This window comes from Streptomyces sp. NPDC058470 (assembly GCF_042721055.1).
In the GTDB taxonomy this organism is placed as follows: Bacteria; Actinomycetota; Actinomycetes; order Streptomycetales; family Streptomycetaceae; genus Streptomyces.
Genome location: NZ_JBHXMF010000037.1, coordinates 17,745 through 33,637 on the forward strand (window position 1 = coordinate 17,745; position 15,893 = coordinate 33,637).

At 68.0% G+C, this 15,893-nt stretch carries 18 protein-coding genes and 2 pseudogenes; 11 read left to right on the forward strand and 9 right to left on the reverse strand.

What is annotated here, in order from left to right:
* Positions 1-172 precede the first annotated feature (172 nt).
* Both ACFWP7_RS25760 and ACFWP7_RS25765 read right to left on the reverse strand, forming a co-directional pair.
* A complete protein-coding gene (locus ACFWP7_RS25760; RefSeq protein ID WP_384385303.1) occupies positions 173-736 on the reverse strand; it encodes a YcxB family protein in 564 nt (187 codons plus the stop codon).
* 463 nt (positions 737-1,199) lie between these two features.
* On the reverse strand, positions 1,200-1,673 hold the full coding sequence (locus ACFWP7_RS25765; RefSeq protein WP_384385306.1) for a hypothetical protein: 474 nt from the start codon (positions 1,671-1,673) through the stop codon (positions 1,200-1,202).
* 316 nt (positions 1,674-1,989) lie between these two features.
* On the opposite strand from ACFWP7_RS25765, the gene ACFWP7_RS25770 reads away from it, so the two are divergent.
* Complete coding sequence (locus ACFWP7_RS25770; RefSeq protein WP_384385309.1) at positions 1,990-2,847, forward strand: hypothetical protein; 858 nt, start codon at positions 1,990-1,992, stop codon at positions 2,845-2,847.
* A gap of 85 nt (positions 2,848-2,932) precedes the next feature.
* Here ACFWP7_RS25770 and ACFWP7_RS25775 read toward each other — a convergent pair whose 3' ends face one another.
* Both ACFWP7_RS25775 and ACFWP7_RS25780 read right to left on the reverse strand, forming a co-directional pair.
* Entirely contained in the window at positions 2,933-3,127 is a 195-nt protein-coding gene (locus ACFWP7_RS25775; protein ID WP_384385497.1) for a helix-turn-helix domain-containing protein, read from the reverse strand.
* A 221-nt stretch (positions 3,128-3,348) separates the two neighbouring features.
* Positions 3,349-3,789 carry a hypothetical protein gene (locus ACFWP7_RS25780; RefSeq protein ID WP_384385312.1) on the reverse strand — a complete coding sequence of 147 codons (441 nt, stop codon included), beginning with the start codon at positions 3,787-3,789 and terminating at the stop codon, positions 3,349-3,351.
* Positions 3,790-4,310: 521 nt separating this feature from the next.
* On the opposite strand from ACFWP7_RS25780, the gene ACFWP7_RS25785 reads away from it, so the two are divergent.
* The 4 genes from ACFWP7_RS25785 to ACFWP7_RS25800 all read left to right on the forward strand — a co-directional run bounded on the left by ACFWP7_RS25785 (position 4,311) and on the right by ACFWP7_RS25800 (position 8,770).
* Positions 4,311-5,414: a PQQ-dependent sugar dehydrogenase gene (locus ACFWP7_RS25785; RefSeq protein ID WP_384385315.1), complete on the forward strand. Its 1,104-nt coding sequence runs from the start codon at positions 4,311-4,313 to the stop codon at positions 5,412-5,414.
* Between the two features lie 302 nt (positions 5,415-5,716).
* Positions 5,717-6,097, forward strand: a complete 381-nt coding sequence (locus tag ACFWP7_RS25790; protein ID WP_384385318.1) for a transposase — start codon at positions 5,717-5,719, stop codon at positions 6,095-6,097.
* 228 nt (positions 6,098-6,325) lie between these two features.
* Complete coding sequence (locus ACFWP7_RS25795; protein WP_384385320.1) at positions 6,326-7,837, forward strand: alpha/beta fold hydrolase; 1,512 nt, start codon at positions 6,326-6,328, stop codon at positions 7,835-7,837.
* A 402-nt stretch (positions 7,838-8,239) separates the two neighbouring features.
* The gene (locus ACFWP7_RS25800; RefSeq protein ID WP_384385323.1) at positions 8,240-8,770 is read left to right on the forward strand and encodes a hypothetical protein; all 531 of its coding nucleotides are present in this window, start codon (positions 8,240-8,242) and stop codon (positions 8,768-8,770) included.
* Positions 8,771-9,174: 404 nt separating this feature from the next.
* Here the strand turns inward: ACFWP7_RS25800 and ACFWP7_RS25805 are convergent.
* Positions 9,175-9,425: pseudogene (locus ACFWP7_RS25805) on the reverse strand (transposase); the annotation flags it as partial.
* Positions 9,426-9,477: 52 nt separating this feature from the next.
* On the opposite strand from ACFWP7_RS25805, the gene ACFWP7_RS25810 reads away from it, so the two are divergent.
* The gene (locus ACFWP7_RS25810) at positions 9,478-10,278 is read left to right on the forward strand and encodes an inositol monophosphatase family protein (protein WP_384385326.1); all 801 of its coding nucleotides are present in this window, start codon (positions 9,478-9,480) and stop codon (positions 10,276-10,278) included.
* Between the two features lie 31 nt (positions 10,279-10,309).
* Here ACFWP7_RS25810 and ACFWP7_RS25815 read toward each other — a convergent pair whose 3' ends face one another.
* From ACFWP7_RS25815 to ACFWP7_RS25830, 4 genes are all read right to left on the reverse strand, one after another.
* Complete coding sequence (locus tag ACFWP7_RS25815) at positions 10,310-10,795, reverse strand: transposase (RefSeq protein WP_384385329.1); 486 nt, start codon at positions 10,793-10,795, stop codon at positions 10,310-10,312.
* A 191-nt stretch (positions 10,796-10,986) separates the two neighbouring features.
* Positions 10,987-11,559: a hypothetical protein gene (locus tag ACFWP7_RS25820; protein ID WP_384385331.1), complete on the reverse strand. Its 573-nt coding sequence runs from the start codon at positions 11,557-11,559 to the stop codon at positions 10,987-10,989.
* Positions 11,560-11,578: 19 nt separating this feature from the next.
* Complete coding sequence (locus ACFWP7_RS25825) at positions 11,579-11,752, reverse strand: hypothetical protein (protein WP_384385335.1); 174 nt, start codon at positions 11,750-11,752, stop codon at positions 11,579-11,581.
* Positions 11,749-12,255, reverse strand: a complete 507-nt coding sequence (locus tag ACFWP7_RS25830; protein ID WP_384385337.1) for a hypothetical protein — start codon at positions 12,253-12,255, stop codon at positions 11,749-11,751. Before ACFWP7_RS25830 ends, ACFWP7_RS25825 begins: the two co-directional genes overlap by 4 nt.
* 82 nt (positions 12,256-12,337) lie before the next feature.
* Between ACFWP7_RS25830 and ACFWP7_RS25835 the strand changes: the two genes are divergently transcribed.
* The 5 genes and pseudogenes from ACFWP7_RS25835 to ACFWP7_RS25855 all read left to right on the forward strand — a co-directional run bounded on the left by ACFWP7_RS25835 (position 12,338) and on the right by ACFWP7_RS25855 (position 15,890).
* A complete protein-coding gene (locus ACFWP7_RS25835) occupies positions 12,338-13,570 on the forward strand; it encodes a serine hydrolase domain-containing protein (RefSeq protein ID WP_384385340.1) in 1,233 nt (410 codons plus the stop codon).
* A 281-nt stretch (positions 13,571-13,851) separates the two neighbouring features.
* Positions 13,852-14,214 (forward strand): integrase core domain-containing protein, encoded by a 363-nt coding sequence (locus ACFWP7_RS25840; protein ID WP_384385343.1) that lies wholly within the window; start codon positions 13,852-13,854, stop codon positions 14,212-14,214.
* Positions 14,215-14,473: 259 nt separating this feature from the next.
* Positions 14,474-14,752, forward strand: coding sequence for a hypothetical protein (locus ACFWP7_RS25845; protein WP_384385346.1), 279 nt, complete (start codon positions 14,474-14,476; stop codon positions 14,750-14,752).
* A gap of 230 nt (positions 14,753-14,982) precedes the next feature.
* Positions 14,983-15,195 (forward strand): hypothetical protein, encoded by a 213-nt coding sequence (locus ACFWP7_RS25850; RefSeq protein ID WP_384385349.1) that lies wholly within the window; start codon positions 14,983-14,985, stop codon positions 15,193-15,195.
* 12 nt (positions 15,196-15,207) lie between these two features.
* A pseudogene (locus ACFWP7_RS25855) lies at positions 15,208-15,890 on the forward strand (ATP-binding protein).
* The last annotated feature ends 3 nt before the right edge of the window (positions 15,891-15,893 follow it).

A 15,893-nucleotide genomic window follows, 5' to 3' on the forward strand; every position in this document is an offset into this window, starting at 1 on the left:
GCCCCGGAATGACGACGAGATGTCCGTTCTCAGATCCGCAGGATCCAGTGTCTCGTGCGTCCAAGATCAGGGATCAAGGCCCGGAATCGAGACCGCTGAATTGACCGGCTGTTGAGCCGAAGCAGGACAGTTGTCACAGAGGCGCGCTTGTTGTCACAACGGCGGACATCTGTCACACGCGAGGGATGTGCTGGTCCAGGATCGCCCGTAGCCGCTCGAGGTTCCCAGCCTCATGCACGCCCCGCTTGGGCAAGACGTCGACGCACATGATGTTCGGATCCCGGCTGAGCAGGACAAAGTGACTTGCCGTTTCCCGGTAACCCTGGAAAACGGACCACTTCTGGATCAGTGTGCCGTGGTCGGTACGGCACGTGATCCCGGCCGGAGACACGGTGGCGCGGTACTCGCCCTGCCATCCGACGAGCCGCTGCACCTGGGCGGCTTGCAGCCGCGGGTACCCCCACACCAGCAAGCCGACCAACAGGAACAGAACCGTCGAGACCACGTCGACACTCCCGCGGACCACGGCGGAGACCAGCCACTGCCCTATCCACAGGAGGAGGAACACGCCCCGCAGCAGTAGTCCGGTCCGCTTAATCCGCTCACGGGCCCGCAGGCCGACCAGGGCGTCGGCCGACTGGGGCCGGTACGCCAGTTCAACTACGGTCCGCCCGTCCACGACATTGTCAGAGTTTTCCGTGTGGTTGGTGCGTTGGTCGCTGTGACCTTCGGACATGGTCTCTCCCGGTATAAGTCGTGCGGATCATGACGAACCGAAGTCCGCCCTCAGCCCGGGTCGAAGACCCTCACTCAATCGTGCTTCGGCTCAGCTGTGACCGAATACCTCACTTGGCGAGTGAGCCCACGAGTTGGCGGCTGGTGCGAGTACTTCGTCTGGCTGGTGCGTTTCACGTTCGGCGTGACCAGTCCGCACCGACCTCGGTCCAGCCCTCACCAGGTACCGTGCTGGGAAGAACCCGACCACGGGACCTCTGAACTCACCCTGAGGGACCCGACCAAGGCCTTCGCCCCCACACCGAGTCGGGCGCCAGCATCGCCAGCGCCGCCCGGAACGGCCACCGTCAATGCCGCCCGGAACGGCCACCGTCAATATCGAACGGCGCATGGGTGCGGCCGCCGTCGCCGGAGAACTGCGGTGGGCCGCCGGGGTCGGCCCACCGGAGTTCTGGCGACGTCGATCAGGCGGCGTACACCCGGCCTTCCTTCACCAGGTAGTTCACCGGGTCCGAGCAGCCGATGGACGGCGTGACCAGCAGGCTCACCGCGAGCGGCGCCGGCTCCGTGCTCGCGGTCGAGAACTCACAGATCGCGCCACTGCCCGTGACCGGGAACCAGAACCACCCGTTCACATTGCCCACGGTGACCAGGTCGGTCTCCTTCCAGGCACCGCCGCTCTGCTTGTAGACCTGGAGTTCCACGGTGGCGGCGTACTGGTCCTCCGGTGACTGCAGCGCGGTCAGGGTGATCTTGTAGTCGCTCCCGAGGACGGACGAGGCGATCTGCTTCTTCTGCTGCGCCGGTGTTGACGTACCGGCACTGGACGCCCCGGCGCCGGCGGTCCCCAAGACCCCCGCCATCAGAAGAGTGAGGGCCGCGGTAGAAGCGCGGCGGGTGCGGACACGGTTACGGATGCCCTTGCGGACCATGCTCATGATTTCCCCCGTTGGAACCAGTTTGCGCTGAATGGTCATTGTGCGTCATACGGTAGATATGACGACTCACCAGGCCCAAGGGTTGTACCGCTGTCCGGATCTCGCGCTCGGCTTCAGCTGGCGGCTCCGTGCCCTGTACTTTCCGCACTGTCTCGGGCTACTTCATCGGTGGGCCGTCTCAACTCCACTGCACTTTCCCCGTGGTCCACCAGGCCACCGATGAAGGTGCACGCCGCTGACCCGTGGCGACGACCTCCTGCCCGATCCGGTACCGACCCAAGCCGTCACCGCGGCGATCCTCAATCACCCGAACTTCGTGGACGCCACGCCGGACTCTCCCCGCGAGGACACCAGCACCGTTCAGACCTGGGACCGCATCCGCTGCCAGCTGGTCCTGGACGCCGACTTGAACGCCGAAGCCGTCGATCCCCCACCCCGACCGAAGACGTCTCAGAGGGCCTTTCCTCCCGCTGTTTCATCCCGGGATGCGTCTTTGGGTGAACTGTCGGAGCCCTCGCCAAGGTGGGGTGGAAACCTTGGTAAGGCGCCGGGCCATCAGGGCGAACAGCGCGATGCAGATCATGGCGGTGGAACGGGTCGGGAGGGCTTCGGCGAAGAGCTCCAGGAACTTGCGGTGCTCGGGATCGCTGACGGTCGACAGCTTCTCAGCGAGCCACCGCTGGAACAGCAGCAAGTGCCGGTCGGCCGGCGGCAGGACGCCGCACTGCATGAGCAGGTCGCGCAGGTAGACGACCGATCGCCACGGAGTGAGCTGACTCGGCCCCTCATGGGTGAGCGGGACTTAGTTGCGGGCCAGGGCCTGCAGGTTCCGCTGAACATGGGGCTGGTCGGTCCAGGCCAGCCTTCCCCAAGGGCGTCTTATCTGCCGGAGTGTGTCGAACAGCGGGAGGAGTTCGGGCCGGATGCTGCCCGTGCCGTCGTCGAGGAGTTCGTGGAGACGCTCGGCCAGGACACATCGGCCGCAGACTCCGCGTCGATAGCGTCGTGCTTCCTGTCTGCACCATTCGCAGGTGAAGTCGCCGAGGCCACCGGCGCAGTCGGTGCAGAGCTTCCCGCCGGCCGGTGCGAGGCCCGGGGTGAGCCGGTCGACGCCGCAGCCAGTGCAGGCTCCGTAGGTCTCCAGGGCCTGGCGTTGCAGCCCGCGCAGAGGTAGCCCTCAGGCCAGTGGGCTGCCCCGAGTCGGACGGCCCGGCGGCATCGCGCGCAGAATAGGTATTCGACGCGGGCGTGGGTGCGGCTCATCTTTCGGGCCGGATGCGGGCGCGTTTGGGCCGGACGGCCGACGGATCGACAACCGCGTCGCCGGTGGCGACCTTGCGGACCGTGGCGTTCTCCGCCTTGGTGGCGATCAGATCGGTTGGGATGCAGTCGAAGATGTCGCAGAGCGCGGCCAGCACCGGCAGGGACAGCCGCTCGGGAGTGCCGGTGACCAGGCGGTGGACCTGCTAGAGGGAGAGGTTGATGCCGCGTTCGGCAAGCGGCGGGGTGAGCTCGCTGGTGGTGAACATCCCGGCGGCGGCCATCCGCTCGCGTAGTCGCCACTGGTAGCTGACCTGGCGTTTCATCAGAACCTCCTCGCGGGCTTGAGCGCGGCCTCGACCGTCGCGTCCAGGGCGGGACGCAGGGTGCGGGTGCGGGCCGCTCCCGCACGCGATCAGCGACGGCCGGTGGCCAGGATGACGAGGAACTGGCCGCCGCCCGCCTCAATGTCGGCGGTCACCGGCAACCCCGGTACCAGTCGGGAGAACCGGTCCACCAGCCAATCCGCCGCCTCTTGGGCGTCCCTCCTGGTCGGACAACGGCCCACCATCTCGCGGCCCCCCTTGCGCTCCAGCCTCCCGGCAACAGTGATCAGCGGCGCGGGTTCGACCACGTACAAGCTGTCCGGCCAGGCGATGACCACCTTGACCGCGCCCTTACGGGAATTGCACCCACGGTGCGCGAGCCGCTCGGCAACCTTGGCCTTGCGGTCGGCGGTCCGGCCATCGACGCTGGGCCCCCGCGGGTCGTTCACCGACTCGTCGGGGTCGACCGATTCGTCACACACCCAGCAGCGCCAGCCGTCACGCTCGGCCACATCATCAAGGAGACTCACCCGAGCAAACTAGCCTGCCCGGCCACCACCCCGCACACCAGGTGCTCGAGGAACGGGGCAGCCTGCCTGCCAGCACCCGGCACCACGCCCAGATCTCTTGGCTGCCCGCTCCACGACGACGGCACCCAGGCCAGGACACCACCGGACCGCCCGGCCGCACGGGCCCGGCGGGCCTTCACCGTGAGCGTGGCGGCGCAGCGGGGCGGGCGGCGGAGTCCGGGTCCAGGGGCGAGGTCGGCTTCACCGACTGATGCACCGGTCTGGAAACGACTGCAGCCGGCGACCGAGCCCCATTAGTACAGACCTGTTGACTGACCTGGAAAGCTTCCTTACGATCCCAGCGCAGATACTCGCCTCACGGGCCGCCCCCCTACATCACTCTTGTCATGCGCGCAACATTCACGTGTCGGACAGAAGTTCAGAGAGAGAACCCCCGTGAAGCGCAGACCGCTGGTGCGGAGCCCGAGCGACCTACCGCTTACCCGCAACATCCAGGCTCACCACCTTCAGCAGGAGGCGCGATGACAAGGATCGGGACCAGCAGCGCACGGCTGCGCCGCCGGTTGGCCACAGTGACCACGGCCGGCACGATGGCCGCGGGGCTCCTCGTGGGGGCCGTCGGCAGCAGCTCCGCCACCGGCGCGGGCGTCGACTCCGTCCCCACCGGCATCAGAACCGTCTCCAGCAGCTGGACCATCCCCTGGGGCCTCAGCTGGCTGCCCAGCGGCAGCGCTCTCATCACCGAGCGCAACTCCTTCCGGGTCTACACCCTCACCCAGTCGGGCACCAAGACGCAGGTCGGCACAGTCCCCAACGTGTCCACCACCGGCGGCGAGGGCGGCCTCATGGGCGTCGCCGTCTCGCCGAACTGGAACACCGATCACTACGTCTACTTCATGCACTCGGCCGCGAACGACAACCGCATCGCGCGGATGACCTTCAACGGCACCACGCTCACCGACTACACCACCATCCTGACGGGCATCGCCCGCTCCACTTACCACAACGGCGGCCGGCTGAAGTTCGGCCCGGACGGCTACCTGTACGCCACCACCGGCGACGCCCAAAACTCCGCCAACGCCCAGAACAAGAACTCGCTGAACGGCAAGATCCTGCGCATGACCACCGCGGGCCAAGCGGCGCCGGGCAACCCCTTCGGCACTCTGGTCTACTCGCTGGGCCACCGCAATCCGCAGGGCCTCACCTGGGACGCCCAGGGCAGGCTGTGGGCCGCCGAGTTCGGCAACGTCCAGTTCGACGAGCTCAACCTCATCACGCCCGGCGCCAACTACGGCTGGCCCACCTGCGAGGGCTCCTGCTCCACCGCCGGCATGACCAACCCCAAGCGCCAATGGACCACCGGCGAGGCCTCCCCCAGCGGCCTCACCTTCGCCGACGGCGCGCTGTACCTCGCGGCTCTGAAGGGCCAGCGACTCTGGCGCATCCCGGTGACCGGCACGGAAACCGGCACCCCGGTCGCGTACTACACCAGCTCCTACGGTCGGCTGCGCACCGTGGAGACCGTGCCCGGTCTCAACTCCCTGTGGCTGACCACCACCAACGCCGACGGCAACGGCGGCCAGCCCGCCGGCTCCGACAAGGTCTTCCAGGTCGACCTGAGCTGAGCCCACCACCGCACAACCCCTCCCACGGCGCGGTCCGTACAGTCCGGGACTGCGCCGGACCGTACGGCGGGGATCACCCGCCCCAAAGTCACAGCCGACCCAAGGGAGTTCCCCTCACTCCGGCGCGCCGGCGGAGCCCCAATTGGCCTACCCCGGCCCGTGTCGACACTCGTCGCATCTGGCGTTCCGCAGGGTGCCCAAATCGGCAGGCCATGGAAGCGCATCTCCAACGCCACGGGCTCAAGGCCCTTGGCGGCGACAGCGGGATCTCCAGGAGCGAAGTCTCCTGAATCTGCGGTGGATTGGACGCCCGGCTGGTCATCGTCCGAGACCAGCCGCTGAATCACACCCACTTCCCCTACATCCACCTGACCGCCACCTACTGCAAGGTCCGGGTCAACCACCAGATCGTCTCGCAAGCCGCGATCATCGACACCGGCATCACCGTGGACAGCAACCACGAAGTCCTCGGCGTCACGGTCGGGGACAACGAAACCCTGGCGTTCCGGGCCGAGTTCCTGCGCTCACTGCGAGCCCGCGGCCTGGCCAGCGTGCGGCTGGTCCACGCCGGCGACCGCATGGGGCCGGCCGCCACGATCCACAAAGTGATGCTCGGCGCCGCCTACCAGAGGTGTCGCGTTCATTTCCGACGTCCGCGGGATCCCATGTCGCCGCTGTGCTGAACCACCACGTCGACCCGCAAGCCGGCCGGTGAACTGACCCACCAGAGCCACCGGATCTGCGCGAATACGGTGGGCGCCCTCCTGCGCGATCCGACGTTCACCCGGGCTCACAGGGACCACAAAGCAAGACAGTAACCGTTTTCATTTCCAAGGGATGGTCAAGATCCCCGGGCTGTCGCACCCCGCCTGGCAGAGTCGCCTCCACCCCCATGGTGAGGAGATTCCCAGGTGAGACGATTGCTGACCGCTGTCGCCACAAGCACCTTCCTGCTGTTGACCGTACCGGCGATTCCCGCCGCCGCGACCCCCGCGCGGCCCGCCTCCACCATCGCCTGGAGCACCTGCACGGATACGACGCTGGCCCAGGCCGGCGCCGAATGCGGCACACTCCAGGTCCCTCTCAACTACGCCCAGCCCGCCGGCACCCAGATCACCCTGGCGCTGTCGCGGATCCGGCACACCGTGCCGGACAGCGAGTACCAGGGCGTGGTGCTCGCCGCCCCCAACCCGCTGGGCGGCTCCGGGTACACCGACCCGCTGCAGGGTGCCCTGCTGCCCGAGAACGCGGGCGCCGCCTACGACTGGGTGGGATTCGCCCGGCGCGGCCTGTCCCCGAGCATCCCCGCGCTGTCCTGCGAACCCGGCTACTTCGGCTATGACCGGCCGACGTACGAGCCCGCGACTCCCGTGGAAGAGGAGGCGTGGCTGGACCGGACCGAGGGCTACGCCCAGGCGTGCGACACCGGCAGCCAGTCGGCGCTGCTCGACCACATGAAGGCCACCGACACCGCTGCGGACATGGAGACCATCCGCACCGCACTCGGGGCCGGGCAGCTCAACATTTACGCCCACTCCTACGGCACCTACATCGCCCAGGTCTACGCCACGCTGCACCCGCGGCAGGTCCGCCGGATGGTGCTCGACAGCAATGTCGATCCGACACGCGTCTGGTATGACGCCGCCAACTTCGACCAGAACGTCCAGATGCAGAACAACCTGGAGCTCTGGTTCGCCTGGCTCGCCTCGCACGACGACGTCTACCACCTCGGCGCCACGACCGAGGCCGTGACCCAGCAGTGGGACGACCAGCTCGCCGCGGTGACCACTGCGCCGGCCGGCGGCGCGATAGGCCCCGACGAGTGGATCGACATCTTCCTGGTGTCCCCCTACTTCCAGGCGAGCTGGCCGTTCCTCGGGTCGGCATTCTCCGGCTGGGTACACGACGGCGACGGCGCGACCCTGAAGGCGCTTTTCGACCAGCTCATGCAATACGGCAACGACAACACCTATGCGGCCTTGCTCGCCGAGGTGTGCACTGACGCGCCCTGGCCGTCGGACTGGGCCAAGTGGCAGGCAGACACCCAGGCCACCGCGGCACTGGCGCCGACCACCACCTGGGGCAACACCTGGTTCAACGCGCCCTGCCGGACCTGGGGCGCCGAGGCCGGCACCCCCGTGAAGGTGGACGGCTCGAAGGTGGCCGGCGCGCTGCTGATCGACGAGACGCTGGACGCGGCGACGCCGTTCGAGGGCAGCCTCGAAGCCCGGTCACTGTTCCCGCACTCGTCGCTGGTCAGCGTCCCGGGCGGCACCAGCAACGGCGCCACGCCAGGCAGCAACACCTGCGTGGACGCGACGATCGCCGCCTACCTCACCACCGGCACGCTGCCGACCCGCGTCCCGGGCCGTCAGGCGGATCGTGAGTGCGCGGCGTCGCCGCTGCCCACGCCGACCGGCTGAAACGCTTCCCGAGCGGGACCGGCCGACGGTGACAACCCCGGCCGGGCCCGCTCCCCTGCGCGAACGACTCCACGACCAGGTCGACACCATGGACCGCAAACTCGTCGCTGCCGCCGGCATGGATCCCAAAGCCTCATGAGTTACCCCGCGGACCACATCGATGCAGGACGCCTGCCATACCAGCAAGAACTTCCCGGCCGACGCGGCCGAGGGCGTACGCCATGTGCAACAGGGCCACACGGCCGTGCAAGGCCGTGGTCATGTGGCGTGAGCACGCCGAACTGGCCTGTCCTGCCGGTAGCCGAAGAGCCGAGGCGCTCCCGTCATGTCGCACTTATGATCGGCAAGCTGCGATGCAGCGATCAACCGACCTCAAAAACAGGTCTGTTAAGGGGAGTTGCCGTGCGTCTTCGTCCCATCATTCTCGTCCTGCCCACGCTGCTGTGCCTCGCGGCAGCCGTGTCCTGCAGCGACTCAGACTCATCCGGCGACGACTCGGGCCCCATTGGCGCGAGGCAGCTGGACGGAACGAATCTCTGCACGCTCCTGTCCGAGGACACCATGGCCAAGCTCCTGGGCGTGAAGAAGCTGGAGAGCGATTCGACGGCGGGCGCGGGCGACGACTGCGAGTGGACGGCGCCCGTCGACGGATCCACCGACGGCAAGCTCCAGATGAGCACCTCCTACGTGATGGAAATCGGCGAGCAGACGACTGTCGGTGGTCTTCGCGCGCGCCGCGCCATACAGTCCACGGCCTGCGAGATCTCCATCGACACGACGGGAGCGACCGACCCGGCCGGCGAGTCCGGGAAGGCCGACCCCGCCCTCCGAGTCTGGTTCCTGGGCCCGGCCGACAGCTTCGACGACGCGAAGAACTGCAAGGCGGCCACCCGTCTCGCCGAGGCCGCGATGCGAGCGCTGCCGGAAGGATGAGCCTCTCGCAGCGGTGGCGGAGGTCGCTGCGAGGGACTGGCGCCCGCCTCGACATCGAACTCGTCCAACGCGCTCCCGGCGCGAGAGGGTTCACGCCCGAGCCCAAGCCGTGGGAGGTCGAGGAAACCCTGGGCACCCTCATGCTCCGGCGCCGCCTGGCACGCGGCTACGAGGCGAAGCCGACCAACGCGGTGGCAATGATCCACTGGTCCATGACCGATGTCATGCTCCGCCGCCCTCACCCGCACCTCCACCCAACCTGGCGCGACCCGCCGACCTGGCACTCTGGCTTCGCTCGTTTGTTGCCGCTCTGACCCACTTCGTGTGGTCGCGTACCCGGGGCGACTGTTGATCTTCGCCTACTGGTGGTTTTTAGTGAGTGTTTGGTTCTCCGAATGTCTGTTTCATTTGGATTGGCTGTCGCGCCAGTTGAGGGTGGCCTCGTGGGTGAGGCGGCGGGTCATGAGGTTGATGGCGGCTAGTGGATCATGGCGGCTGAGCGGTGCGGGTGGGTTTCGTAGTCGCGGGCGAGACGGCGGTGGTGCATGAACCAGCCGAGGGTGCGTTCGGCGACCCAGCGGCGGGGTTGGACGTGGAAGCCGCGGGTGGTGGGGCCGCGTTGGACGATTTCCAGGTCGATGCCGAGGTGGGCGCCTGGCCGGGAAGGTTCGCCGGGGCGGTGGCTTCGCCTCGATAGTCTGCACGGCGTGATCAACTCATACGCGAGTTCCGACGATGCTGCAGTTGCGATAGCCGGAGCGCGGGCTGGCGCGGATGTGGTCCGCAATATGTACGGCCAGCGGCTCAACCGCATCGACAAGGGGGCCGGAGACTTTGCCACCGCCGCCGATGTGAAGGCCGAGAAGGCGATCCTCGGCGCTATCCATGCCGCACGGCCCGATGACGCGGTGCTCGGCGAGGAAGGCGGGCAGCAGGGCGCCGTCGACGCTGTGCACCAGTGGTTGGTGGATCCCCTGTGCGGCACGCTGAACTACGCCGTGGGCAACATGCTGGTGGCCGTCAATGTGGCGCTGCGCGATGGTGCGGCGGCGGTGGCCGACCCGTTCAGCGGCGAGGTCTTCTTCACCGATGGGGAGAGCGCCTGGGTGCGCCATGACGGGGCCGACGAGGCACTACTGACGCCCTCGCCTGCTACCCGGTTGGTGGACGTCAACCTGGATCCGCCGTTCCCGAGTGCGCCCGGATTCCGGGCCGTGGATCTGCTGGCCCACCCTGAATTCGTCGAACATTTCCGGCCTCGGGTAGTGTCTACGACGCTGGCGCTGGCCTGGGTCGCTGCCGGCAAGCGCGCCGCGTATGTCACCGATGGCGGCGACCTGTCCAGGAGCGTGCACTTCGCGGCCGGCATCGCTTTGTGCCGGGCTGCTGGCTGCGTTGTCACCGGGATCGACGGTGCTCCGATTGGTGAGGCCGGTCGTGGGCTTGTGGTCGCCGCCGACGACGAGACCCACAGGCTGCTGATGTCGATGACGCGCAGCCGAAGCTAGTGCTGCCACGCATGGGTTTCGCCGGGGTGGGTCAGGCTGCGACTCGGAGAGGCCTGCCGCCCCAGCGGATGCCCTTCTCACTGCGGATCCGGGCACGTTCACGGCGTTGAGCTGCGAGGACGTCTGGGTGGCGGGCGTTGGCGTTGCGCCAGCGCAGGTAGGCGTGGGAGGCCCGCGTCCTCGCAGTGTGGTTGCGGTGGTTGCAGTTGGCGATGGTGAACTGCCGCAGCGGTCCGAAGTGGGCCTCGATCGGGTTGGCCCAGGACGCGTAGGTTGGGGTGAAGCACAGGTTGACCTTGTTCTTCTCCGCCCAGCGACGGATGTCGGCGCCTTTGTGGGCGGACTGTACCAACTGCGCGATCACAAGCACCTGGTTGCCTCCGGCCGAAGCCAGCATCATCGCGCGCCGGTAACGCACCGAACTCGTGCCGCCCCGGCGCACGATCTGCGGCAGCTTCTGCCCCTCCTGGTCGGTCAACCTGCGCACACGGACAAGCTCAGCCACCACAACCCCCACCAGTCGGAGCGAACGTCACCGTGCATCCAACCGCCCGGACGACCGCCCGGACGACCGCCCCGGCGAACCTTCCCGGTCAAGGCACTAGGCAGGCCAGGTACAGGGCCACGGCGGACCGGTGGTCGCGCAGGGGGCATGCGTCTTTTGTGAACCCGCCGGTCTGTGCTGGTAGGGCCGTCCCTCCACAGGAGCTACACCCAATGACGTCGTGGGGCCGGCTGGGTGCCGGATCGGCGTCGAAGACGCAGGTCAGGGTGGCCATCCGTTTGCGGTGCGGCTTCTCGTGCGGGGCGAGCCGGGTGCGCATCGCCCCGGGCGGCCCGGTGGGCCTTGAGGGTGGCGGGCAGCAGGGCCTCGGGGCGCATCAGGATGCCCTTGCCATCGAACTGCAGGACCAGGAGGGTGTCGGCGGTCGTCGGCAGCGGGATCTGCTGCCGGTAGAAAGCGTCGATGTCCCGGGCGGCGATGATGAGGTGTTCGACCTGGCGTTTGCCCAGCACCTTCCCGTACCGCTGGTCGATAGCCGCCTTGGCCTGGTCGTAGGAGCCGCGGACGGCCTCGGCGACCGCCAGCCGGCGCAGGCGGTGGGAGTGCCGGCAGGCGGGCAGGGACAGGGACCGGTCGGAGGGGTGGACACTGGGCAGCCCCTTCTGCCGCCAGGCGCACCGCTCGACGGTGACCGTGCCGAACACGCGGGCCAGCTCGCGGTGATGGCCCGTTTCCCGATAAGGACGCCTCTGCCCGTCCGCACCGGTCACCACCACAGCCGCAGGGCTGGGTTGTTCACGTTCCCGGCGGGCCCCGCACCGGCTGGTCACCGGCCGTCGGTTCCACCGGCTGCTCGGCGACCGAGGCCCCGTCCGAACTGGACATCTCCGCGACCACCTCGGCCACCGTCTCCCGCGTCACCCGCAGCCGCGACCACACCTCCCGCTCGGCCTCCAGCCGCGCCGTCAACTCCGCGATCTGCGACTCAAGCTCCTCCCCCGCACCCGGGCAGCCGCCTCCCGCGCCTCCAACTCCTCGAACAATGACCCCATCAGAGTCGCCTCCTCCACCGCCACGGTAGAGACGGGAAGACCCGAACACACCCCGTTCAGCGTTGCCGCGACCCACGTTCCCTTCAGAGGGGCCGCACCCAATTCGAGGACGACCTCCAACGACGCTACGAAGGCGCCGTCGCCGAGAGCTGGCTCGGCGAGATTGAAGGCATCGGCCTCACACTGCGTTTCCTGCGGGACAAGCGAACCCAGGCCCAGAGACTGCAGCGGATCACCCGCAACGTCGACCTCGGCCCACCCGCCGTCCGAGCCACAAAGAATCGTGATCAAAATGCAGAGACCAGCACCTTCGACACCGCGAACCAGCGGGTCGCTCGCGCCGGGCTGACCTCGGTTCGGCGACCAGTGATCTTCCCGCTGAACGTGTATCGCGGACGTATCGAAAATCGCATACGCCACCGCAACAGTCTCCCGTTTTCAGTGGAGTCATGGACCACAGTGCATCAACGGTCAGTTCGTCCATCGGGAAAGGACTGTGATCATGGACTCGGATTCCGTACGCGGTGTCAACCGGCGGCGGCTGCTCGGGTGGGGCGGGTTGGCGGCCGCCGGCGTGGTGACAGGCGCGTCGCCGGTGAGCGCCCAGCCCGGCCATGCCGACCAGGCCCCAACCGACCCGATCCCGCCAGACACCCGGCCCGACGGCGCCTACGACCGGTACGTGGCGAAGTTGGCCGCCGAGGGCAAGTTCTCCGGCGTGGTGCTGTTGTCGCACCGGGGCCGGACGGTGCTGTCCCGCAGCTACGGCATGGCCGACAAGGAGAAGGGGGTCGCCAACCACGAGGGCATCGCGTTCAGCCTCAGTTCGGCGGGCAAGCCGTTCGGCGCGGTGGCCGTCTTGCAGTTGGCGCAGCAGGGCAAGGTGAAGCTGTCGGACACGGTGGGCACCCATCTGAAGGGCTTCGCCAGGGAGATCGCCGAGCAGGTGACCATCCATCACGTGTTGTCCGGCACCTCCGGGCTCGACAGCCCGGATGAGGACGTGCAACGCGTCTTCCAAAGCCGGGATGAGGTGCACGAGTACTACGAGCAGCGGGCCCGGCAGGCGAAACTGGTGGGCGTCCCGGGCTCCCCTGACACCGCCCATGAGGAGGCGGAGGTCACCATTTCCGCGCTGATCGTGGAGGCCGTGACCGGCGAGACGTACTGGGACTACGTGCAGGAGAACGTCTTCGGGCGCTGCAACATGACCGGCTCGGCGTTCTACACCAGGCCGCAGTGGCTCACCGACGAGCACATCGCGCACCCGTACATGGAACTGGCCGACGGCAGCGTGGTGGATGCCGTCCGCAACCTGGACAAGAGCAGCCCGGACCCGAACGTACTCGGCAGAAATCCGGGCCGCGCCTTCATCGATGCCCCCGGGGACGGTGGCTTCGCCACCGCGCCGGATCTGGTCCGGTTCGCGCGCGCGCTGGGCGACGGAACGGTGCTGGACCGGCCCTGGGCCGACGTGCTCACTGCCGCCAAGATCCCCCACGGACCGGCGTCGTTCGGGGCGTACGGGATTCCGGTCTCCATCGTCAACGGCCAGTGGAACTACCAGCGTGCCGGTGGCAACCCCGGTGTCAGCGCCAACTGGGACATCTACCCGTACACCGGCTGGGTCGGCGTCATCCTCAGCAACCACGACGGCGTGCCGCTGCAGGAGATGATCGGGCAGGAGATGCAGGCCATCACCGGGGCCCCGGCCGGCGGGGGATCAGGTGGCTGAGCTACCTGGGGATTCCGCGTATGCACGGCCAGTGCCGTGCGCGGGGGCCTGGCCGGCGCCGAAGCCGTCCTCAAACTCCGCGCCCTGAACGACAACGACGACTTCGACGAGTACTGGACCTTCCACCTCGCCCAGGAGCACGAACGTCTCTACCCCACCCCCGACCAGCACAACTACCAACTTACGGCCTGGCCCACGGACCTCCCAGAGCTGGAGCTACACCCATCGACGACTGCACACGGCTGCGGGTGCTGCGGATCTATCCGAGCTGAACCAGGCCCTTGCGATCCACTTCCTCGACTACGTCATCCAACGCCCTGCCGTTCCAGGTCGAGGTCATCCAGACCGACAACGGGGCCGAGTTCCAGTCCGCCTTCCACCGGCACGCGCTCGACAAGGGCATCGCCCACAGCTACATCAGGCCCCGAACATCGCGGCTGAACGGCAAGGTTGAACGCTCCCACCGCATCGACGCCGAGGAATTCGACCGGCTGCTCGACGGCGTCATCATCGACGACGCCGACGTCTTCAACGACAAGCTGCGCAAGTGGGAGGACTACTACAACTACCACCGCCCGCACGGCGGCCTCGGCGGCCAGACCCCCTACGAACGCCTCAAGCAGAAGACCACGGCCCAGGCGTAATCGGTGATCGTCAGTTGCACACGACGCGGACTCAGAACAGTCCATCGAGGGGCAGGCGAGCTCGGCTCGGCGTCACAGTCATGCCGATAGCAGTGTCAGTTGGACCAAGTCGGGGACAGAAGAAGCCGGGCGGCGATCCACTCAGCCGCATCAGACCGGTTGGTGCTCCGTCTGCTGCCCCGGAGGAGTCGACGATGCCGCCGGAGAACGCCGGCCCGTCGAAGTGGACCCTGCCGCCGGAGAACGTCACCTCGTCGAAGTGGAAGCCGACCGCAAGTGGCGGCCTATCGCCCCGGCCCGCCGCCCGAAGGTCAAGGCCATCGTCTATGTCGTCGACGGCAGTGTCGTACGCGTACGGTCCGTCGACCCGGATCCGTCCAAGTGGCGTGAGGACGACCGCGGATACGCTGATGTATCCGTGGGCCGCGCGCCCCTGGACAACCTCCAGATCGCCGATCGACTTCCCACCCTCGGCATCCGCAACGGTGACCCGCGCCCGCACGTCCGCGGAAAGCTCTGCGAATACATCGTCCGGTGACCGCCATTCCGCAGAGCCACCTTGCGACTCAGCGAGTAGACCCGATGGGCTGCCGTTGGCAGCCGCTGGCCGCCACGCTGTTGGTACGGCTTCGCGATGACTCGCCGACGGGGGACGTATGCCGGACGACGCTTCGATGAGAACGGGCCACGCTGATACCCAGTCGGCGCTGCACGTCGTCGCCGGGATCGCCGCCGCCCTGCGGGCCCGGGGCCCTGACCGCAGACGCGGTGGCCCTGGAAGCCCGCCTGGCCGCCGAACGCGAAACTCCAGGCGAGCCGGGCCCGGACACGGCCCTGGGACGTATCGCCTCTCCGGTGGTGTCACTGACCGCACGCAGGCTGGCCGCACTGCCCCCGGGCCCCAGGCCGCTGCCCTCGGTGGCCGCCTACGACCAGCTCCTTCGTCACACCCGGCCTCCGGCCGAGCATCCCACCAGTTAAGGGAGTCCCGCGGTGCGCTCCGCCCGTCCCCGTGGTCTGACCGAGCCCGCCGCCGACGCGGCCTGCCGCAACCTGCGCCTGCCCACCATGCGAGGGCAGTTCTCCGAGCTCGCCGACGCCGCGGCCCGCGACGATGAACTACCGCGGGTTCCTGGCCGAGCTGCTGATGGCCGAATGCGACGACCGCAACCGCCGCCGCTCCGAACGCCGGATCAAAGCCGCGGGTTTCCCCCGCGAAAAGGCCGCTGTGTCTGATCGGCGACAGCGGCACCGGCAAGTCGCACCTGCTGATCGCGCTGGGCACTGAGGCCGCGATGGCCGGCTTCCGGGTCAAGTACGTCCTGGCGACCAAACTAGGCAACGAGCTCGTCGAGGCCGCCGACGAAAAGCTGCTGACCAAAACGATCGCCCGCTACGGACGGGCCGATCCTCTCTGTAACGACGAGCTGGGCTATATCGAGCTGGACCGGCGCGGCGCCGAGCTGCTGTTCCAGGTTCTGACCGAGCGCGAGGAGAAGAACAGTATGGCCATCGCCTCCAACGAGTCCTTCTCTACGTGGACCAAGGCGTTCACCGACCCGAGGCTCTGCGCGACCATCGTGGACCGCCTCACCCTCGGCGGCAACATCATCAAGACCGGCACCGACTCCTACCCACTCGCCAACACCAAGGCCCGCGCCGAGCAGGCCCAGTAGTTG